This window comes from Falsiroseomonas oryzae, from assembly GCF_027856955.1.
Lineage (GTDB): Bacteria > Pseudomonadota > Alphaproteobacteria > Acetobacterales > Acetobacteraceae > Falsiroseomonas > Falsiroseomonas oryzae.
In genome coordinates this window covers 1-5,257 of sequence record NZ_JAPSMD010000373.1, presented here as the reverse complement: position 1 = coordinate 5,257, position 5,257 = coordinate 1, and the positions used below count along the sequence as shown (strand labels likewise).

The following is a 5,257-nucleotide window of genomic DNA, read 5'->3' as shown; positions in this document are numbered from 1 at the left end:
CAGGCGGGGCCGCGGCCGCCGCGGGCGCCACGGCGGGCGGCGCGCAGGCCGCCTCGCTCAACCCGTCCTTCCGGCTGAACAACACGGGCGGTCGCGTGATCCGGGAGGTCTATGTCTCCTCGGCGCAGGACAGCGCCTGGGGGCCGGACCGGCTGGGCGCCAGCGTGCTGCAGCCCGGGCAGCGCATGGTGGTGCAGCTGCCGAACGGGCAATGCGTGAACGACGTGCGCGTGGTGTTCATGGACGGGCAGGCGCAGGAACGCCGGCGCGTGAACACCTGCGCGCTGACCGACATGGGCTTCCGGTGAGGCGCTACACCTCGAAGGGCAGGCCCACGTAGTTCTCCGCCAGCGTCGTCATCGCGGCGCGGCTGGTGGAGACGTAGTCGAGCTCCGCGACCTGCACGCGGTGCTCGAAGGGGTCCTCGCCGTCGAAGCGGTGCAGCATGGAGGTCATCCACCAGCTGAAGCGCTGGCCCTTCCAGATGCGGCGCAGGCAGATCTCGGCGTAGCGGTCCAGCAGCTCCGTCCCGCCCTTCGCGTAGAACCGCTCCAGCCCTCGGGCCAGCACGCGGATGTCGGCGATCGCCAGGTTCATGCCCTTCGCGCCGGTCGGCGGGACGATGTGCGCGGCATCGCCGGCCAGGAACAGCCGGCCGTGGCGCATCGTCTCGCAGACGAAGCTGCGCATCGGCGTGACGCCCTTCTGGAAAATCTCGCCTTCCTCCAGCTCTGCCCCGCAGCCCAGGCGCCGATGCAGCTCCGCCCAGATGCGCTCATCCGGCCAGAGGGCGAGGTCCTCGTCCGGCGCGCATTGCAGGTAGAGGCGGGAGACGATGTTGGAGCGCATGGTCGCCAGCGCGAAGCCTTCCGCATGGCGGGCGTAGATCAGCTCCTCCGAGACTGGCCTCGACCGCGAGAGGATGCCGAGCCAGGCGAAGGGATAGACCCGCTCGTAGATCGCGAGGTCGGGGATGGCCGGCCGGCAGATGCCGTGGAAGCCGTCGCAGCCGCCGATGAAGTCGCAGTCCAGCACGTGATCGACGCCGCCGTGCCGGAAGGTGATGCGCGGCGCCGCACCGGTGACGTCGTGCACGGCGACGTCCTCCACCTCGAACAGGATGGGCGCGTGGTCGCGCCGCGCGCCGGCGGCCAGCCGCGCGGCGATCAGGTCCTTCACCACCTCCTGCTGGCCGTAGATGGTGACGACCTTGCCGGTCAGGTCGGTCAGCGGGATGCGGTGGCCGACGCCGTCGAAGCGCAGCTCGATCCCGTGATGCACCAGCCCTTCGCGGTGCAGCCGGTCGGCGACGCCGGCCTCGGTCAGCGTCTCGACGCTGCCCTGTTCCAGGAGGCCGGCACGGACCCGCTGCTCCACATAGTCGCGGGAGCGCGTCTCCAGTACCACGCTGTCGATGCCGGCGAGGTGCAGCAGGTGGGACAGCAGCAGCCCGGAGGGGCCGGCGCCGATGATGCCGACCTGGGTGCGCAGCGGTGTCGCGCTCATGCCTTGATCCTCCCCGGGGGTCGCGATCCGGGCCGATGGTTTGGGGCCCCAACTTTCGCCCCTCTATGTGCTCATCGTGGTCATGTTGGCAACGGGGGAATGGCGGCCGAGGATGCATCGGACGTCGGAGAGGGACAGTATGATGCGCAAGGTCGCGGTGGTGACAGGCGGCGCGCGCGGGATCGGGCGCGGCTGCGCCCATGCCCTGGCGGAGCGCGGCCACGACCTGGTGCTGGTGGACCTGCTGGCGCCGGAGATGCAGCGCACCCGGGCCGAGCTGGAGGGCATGGGCGCCCGCGTGCTGACCTTCGAGGCCGATGTCGCCGACCATCAGGCGGCGCACCGCATCGCGGCCGAGGTCGAGGCCGCCTGGGGCCGCTGCGACGTGCTGGTGAACAACGCTGGCAAGTCGAACCCGAAGACCATCCTGGACTGCACGGAGGAGGAGTTCGACCGCACCATCGCGATCAACCTGAAGTCCTGCTTCAACTACATCCAGGCCTTCGTGCCGCTGATGCGCAAAGGCGGCGGCGGGCGGATCGTCAGCATGTCCTCGCTGAACGCGCATACGGGTGGCGTGACCAGCGCAGTCAGCAAGTTCGCCTATGCCAGCGCCAAAGCGGGCATCCTCGGGATGACGCGCGCGCTGGCGAAGGAGCTCGGGCCCGACATCGCGGTGAACGCCGTCTGCCCCGGCATCATCGAGACGGAGGTGGGCAACACGCTCACCCGCAGCCGCGGCGCGGAGCTGGCGAAGAAGATCGCGCTGCAGCGCGTCGGCAAGCCGCAGGACGTGGCGCGCGTGGTCGCCTTCCTGGCCGCCGAGCAGCCGAACTTCATCACCGGCCAGCATATCGTCGTGGACGGCTTCCAGTGGGAGATCTGAGCTAGGGCGCGGATCCGCGGGACGCCGGGCCGTGCCGGCCCCTCCGCCCCTCGCCGAGGCGGCGCGCGCGCGCATCCGGCTCTACGGCTTCGCGCTGCTGCTGGTCTATGTGCTGGTGCTGGCCGTCTCCGCGCTGACGCGGCGCTGGCTGGTGGATGCGCAGGGCCACCCGGTGCCCGGCGACTTCGTCGCCTTCTGGAGCGCGGGGCGGCTGGTGCTGGAGGGTCGCGCCGCGGACGCCTACGACTGGGCGCTGCACAAGGCGGTGCAGGTGGCGGCGATCGGGCGCGACTTCCACGGCCACTTCGCCATGCACAACCCGCCGGCCTTCCTGCTGCTGGTCACGCCCTTCGCGCTGCCGCCCTACGCCATCGCCTGGCAGCTCTGGACGCTGGTCACCGCGGCTGGCTTCGCGCTGGCGCTGCGGCTGGTGGTGCCGGGCTTCCTGATCCCGGCCCTGCTTGCGGCGCCGGCGACGATCTGGTGCGCCATCGCCGGGCAGAACGGGTTCCTGACGGCGGGGCTGATGACCGCGTGCCTCGCCCTGCTGGAGCGCAGGCCCTGGCTGGCCGGCGTGTTCCTGGGCGCGCTGACCTACAAGCCGCAGTTCGGCGTGCTTTTCCCGCTGTTCCTGATTGCCGGCCGGCGCTGGCAGGCCTTCGTATCGGCCAGCCTGGCCACGCTGGCGCTGGCGGCGATCCCGACACTGCTACTCGGCCCCGGCATCTGGGGCGCCTTCCTGGCCTCCATGACGCAGACCGGCGGCGCCCTGCGGGAGGGCGGCGCGGGTTGGGACAAGCTGCAATCCATCTATGCCATCGCCTACCGACTTGTCGGGGACACCGACCTTGCGCTCGCGGCGCAACTGCTCGCTGCGGCCGCGATCCTGTCGGCGCTGGCCTGGCAATGGCGCCGCGGCGCGCCCTTCGCGTGCCAGGCGGCAGCGCTGGCCGCGGCGTCCTACCTGGTGACGCCCTATGCCTACATCTACGACGCGGTGGTGCTGACGGTCGCGGCCGCCTTCCTGCTGCGCGACGGGCTGGAGCGCGGCTTCGCCCGCCACGAGCCCTGGCTGCTCGTGCTGGGCTGCGCGCTGCCGGCCGGCTTCCCCGTGCTGGACAGCCTGGCGGCGCCATCGGGGGCGCTGGTGCTGCTCGGCCTGGCGATGCGGCGGGGCAGGGCCGCGCCGCAGCGCAGGTGAGACCTCGTATTCGGGGCGGGCCGATTCAGACCTGCGGGCCTGACGGCCCTTCGGTCATCGGACCGCCTCAGCTCGCCGCCGCGTGGCGCGGGCGGTTCTGCTGCGGGCCCGGCATCTCGATCTCGATCGCCAGGGTGGACATGTCCCCGCCGCGGTCGAGCGAGACGTTCACCCGGCCCGGGTCGATCGCGACGTAGCGCGCGACGACGGCGACGATCTCCTGCTGCAGCTTCGGCAGGAAATCCTCCCGCGTGCGGCCGATGCGCTCATGCGCCAGGACGATCTGCAGGCGCTCCTTCGCCTGGGAGGCGCTGGCGGGCTCCGGCTTGCGGGCCTTGAAGAAGTCGAGCCAGCTCATCAGGCGGCCCTCCCGCCGAACAGCCGCGAGAAGATCCCCTTCTTCTGCGGCTCGAGGAAGCGATGCTCCACCTTCTCGCCGAGGAAGCGGCCGACGGCATCCTTGTAGGCCTGGCCGGCGACGCTCTCGGCGTCCATCACCACCGGCGTGCCGGTGTTGGAGGCGCGCAGCACGCTCTCGCTCTCCGGAATGACGCCGAGCAGCGGGATCGCCAGGATCTCGCGGATGTCGTCGAGCTTCAGCATCTCGCCCTTCTCGACGCGGGCGGGGTCGTAGCGCGTGACCAGCAGGTGTTCCTTCACCGGGTCCTTCTTGTCCTCGGCGCGCTTCGACTTGGATTGCAGCACGCCCAGGATGCGGTCGCTGTCGCGGACGGAGGAGACCTCGGGATTGGTCACCACGATCGCCTGGTCGGCGAAGTAGAGGGCGAGGAGGGCGCCCTTCTCGATGCCGGCGGGGCTGTCGCAGAGGATGTAGTCGTTGTCCTTGGCCAGTTCCTCGATGATCTGGCCGACGCCCTCCTTGGTCAGCGCATCCTTGTCGCGCGTCTGGCTGGCCGGGAGGATGGAGAGCGTGTCGACGCGCTTGTCCCTGATCAGCGCCTGGTTCAGCCGGGCCTCGCCCTGGATGACGTTGACGATGTCGAACACCACGCGCCGCTCGACGCCCATGATGAGGTCGAGGTTGCGGAGCCCGACGTCGAAGTCGATCACCACCACCTTCTTGCCGCGCTGCGCGAGGCCGGTGGCGAAGGCGGCGGAGCTGGTCGTCTTGCCGACCCCTCCCTTCCCCGACGTGACGACGATCACTTCTGCCATGACAACCCCCTGCCCATTCCCCTGCCGCACGGCGCCGCCGCGCGATGTCCAGACCTGGCCGCCGCGCCGCGTTCAGCCCAGCGGATCGAACCTCATGTGCTCGCCGACCAGGCGGGCCATCACCGCCTTGCCGATCGGCGCCTCGCCCAGCCCGTCGCGCACCGCGTAGTAGCCGGCGATGGAGACGAGCTCGGGGTCGAAATGCGTCGCGAAGACCCGCGCGCCCATCTCCGCCTGGCCGCCGGCGATGGCTCGGCCGAGCAGCCGGCCATAGACGTGGACATTGCCGTCCGCGATCACCTCGGCGCCGGGGTTCACCGTGCCGATCACGATCAGGTCGGTGCCCTGCGCCCAGATGCGCTGCCCCGCACGGACGGGCTGGTCCACCACCATGGCCGGCCGCGCCAGGCCCTGGGGCTGCGGATCGGCGGGCGGGGCCGGCACCGGCTCGGCGGCCGGGGCAGCCGCGGGCGCAGGCGTGGCGGCGG

Annotated in this window: 6 protein-coding genes and 1 pseudogene; 3 read left to right on the top strand and 4 right to left on the bottom strand. The window is 71.2% G+C overall.

From position 1 onward, the window contains the following. Positions 1-308 (top strand): annotated as a pseudogene (locus tag OZN99_RS24690) (Tat pathway signal protein); the annotation flags it as partial. Positions 309-312: 4 nt separating this feature from the next. Here the strand turns inward: OZN99_RS24690 and pobA are convergent. Continuing rightward, entirely contained in the window at positions 313-1,506 is a 1,194-nt protein-coding gene (gene pobA, locus OZN99_RS24685; protein ID WP_270937896.1) for a 4-hydroxybenzoate 3-monooxygenase, read from the bottom strand. A 139-nt stretch (positions 1,507-1,645) separates the two neighbouring features. On the opposite strand from pobA, the gene OZN99_RS24680 reads away from it, so the two are divergent. Continuing rightward, positions 1,646-2,392: an SDR family NAD(P)-dependent oxidoreductase gene (locus OZN99_RS24680; RefSeq protein WP_270937895.1), complete on the top strand. Its 747-nt coding sequence runs from the start codon at positions 1,646-1,648 to the stop codon at positions 2,390-2,392. Between the two features lie 31 nt (positions 2,393-2,423). Then, positions 2,424-3,593: a glycosyltransferase family 87 protein gene (locus tag OZN99_RS24675; RefSeq protein ID WP_270937894.1), complete on the top strand. Its 1,170-nt coding sequence runs from the start codon at positions 2,424-2,426 to the stop codon at positions 3,591-3,593. Positions 3,594-3,660: 67 nt separating this feature from the next. Here OZN99_RS24675 and minE read toward each other — a convergent pair whose 3' ends face one another. The 3 genes from minE to minC form a co-directional block, all read right to left on the bottom strand. Beyond that, positions 3,661-3,951 carry a cell division topological specificity factor MinE gene (gene minE, locus OZN99_RS24670; RefSeq protein WP_270937893.1) on the bottom strand — a complete coding sequence of 97 codons (291 nt, stop codon included), beginning with the start codon at positions 3,949-3,951 and terminating at the stop codon, positions 3,661-3,663. Then, complete coding sequence (gene minD, locus OZN99_RS24665; protein ID WP_270937892.1) at positions 3,951-4,769, bottom strand: septum site-determining protein MinD; 819 nt, start codon at positions 4,767-4,769, stop codon at positions 3,951-3,953. The genes minE and minD overlap by 1 nt, the downstream gene beginning before the upstream one ends. A 72-nt stretch (positions 4,770-4,841) precedes the next feature. Next, positions 4,842-5,257: septum site-determining protein MinC (gene minC, locus OZN99_RS24660; protein WP_270937891.1), on the bottom strand; the 416-nt coding region annotated here is incomplete at its 5' end.

Coding starts and splice junctions, on each gene's coding strand:
- pobA (WP_270937896.1), bottom strand. CDS start 1,506: ATGAGCGCGACACCGCTGCGCACCCAGGTCGGCATCATCGGCGCCGGC.
- OZN99_RS24680 (WP_270937895.1), top strand. CDS start 1,646: ATGATGCGCAAGGTCGCGGTGGTGACAGGCGGCGCGCGCGGGATCGGG.
- minE (WP_270937893.1), bottom strand. CDS start 3,951: ATGAGCTGGCTCGACTTCTTCAAGGCCCGCAAGCCGGAGCCCGCCAGC.
- minD (WP_270937892.1), bottom strand. CDS start 4,769: ATGGCAGAAGTGATCGTCGTCACGTCGGGGAAGGGAGGGGTCGGCAAG.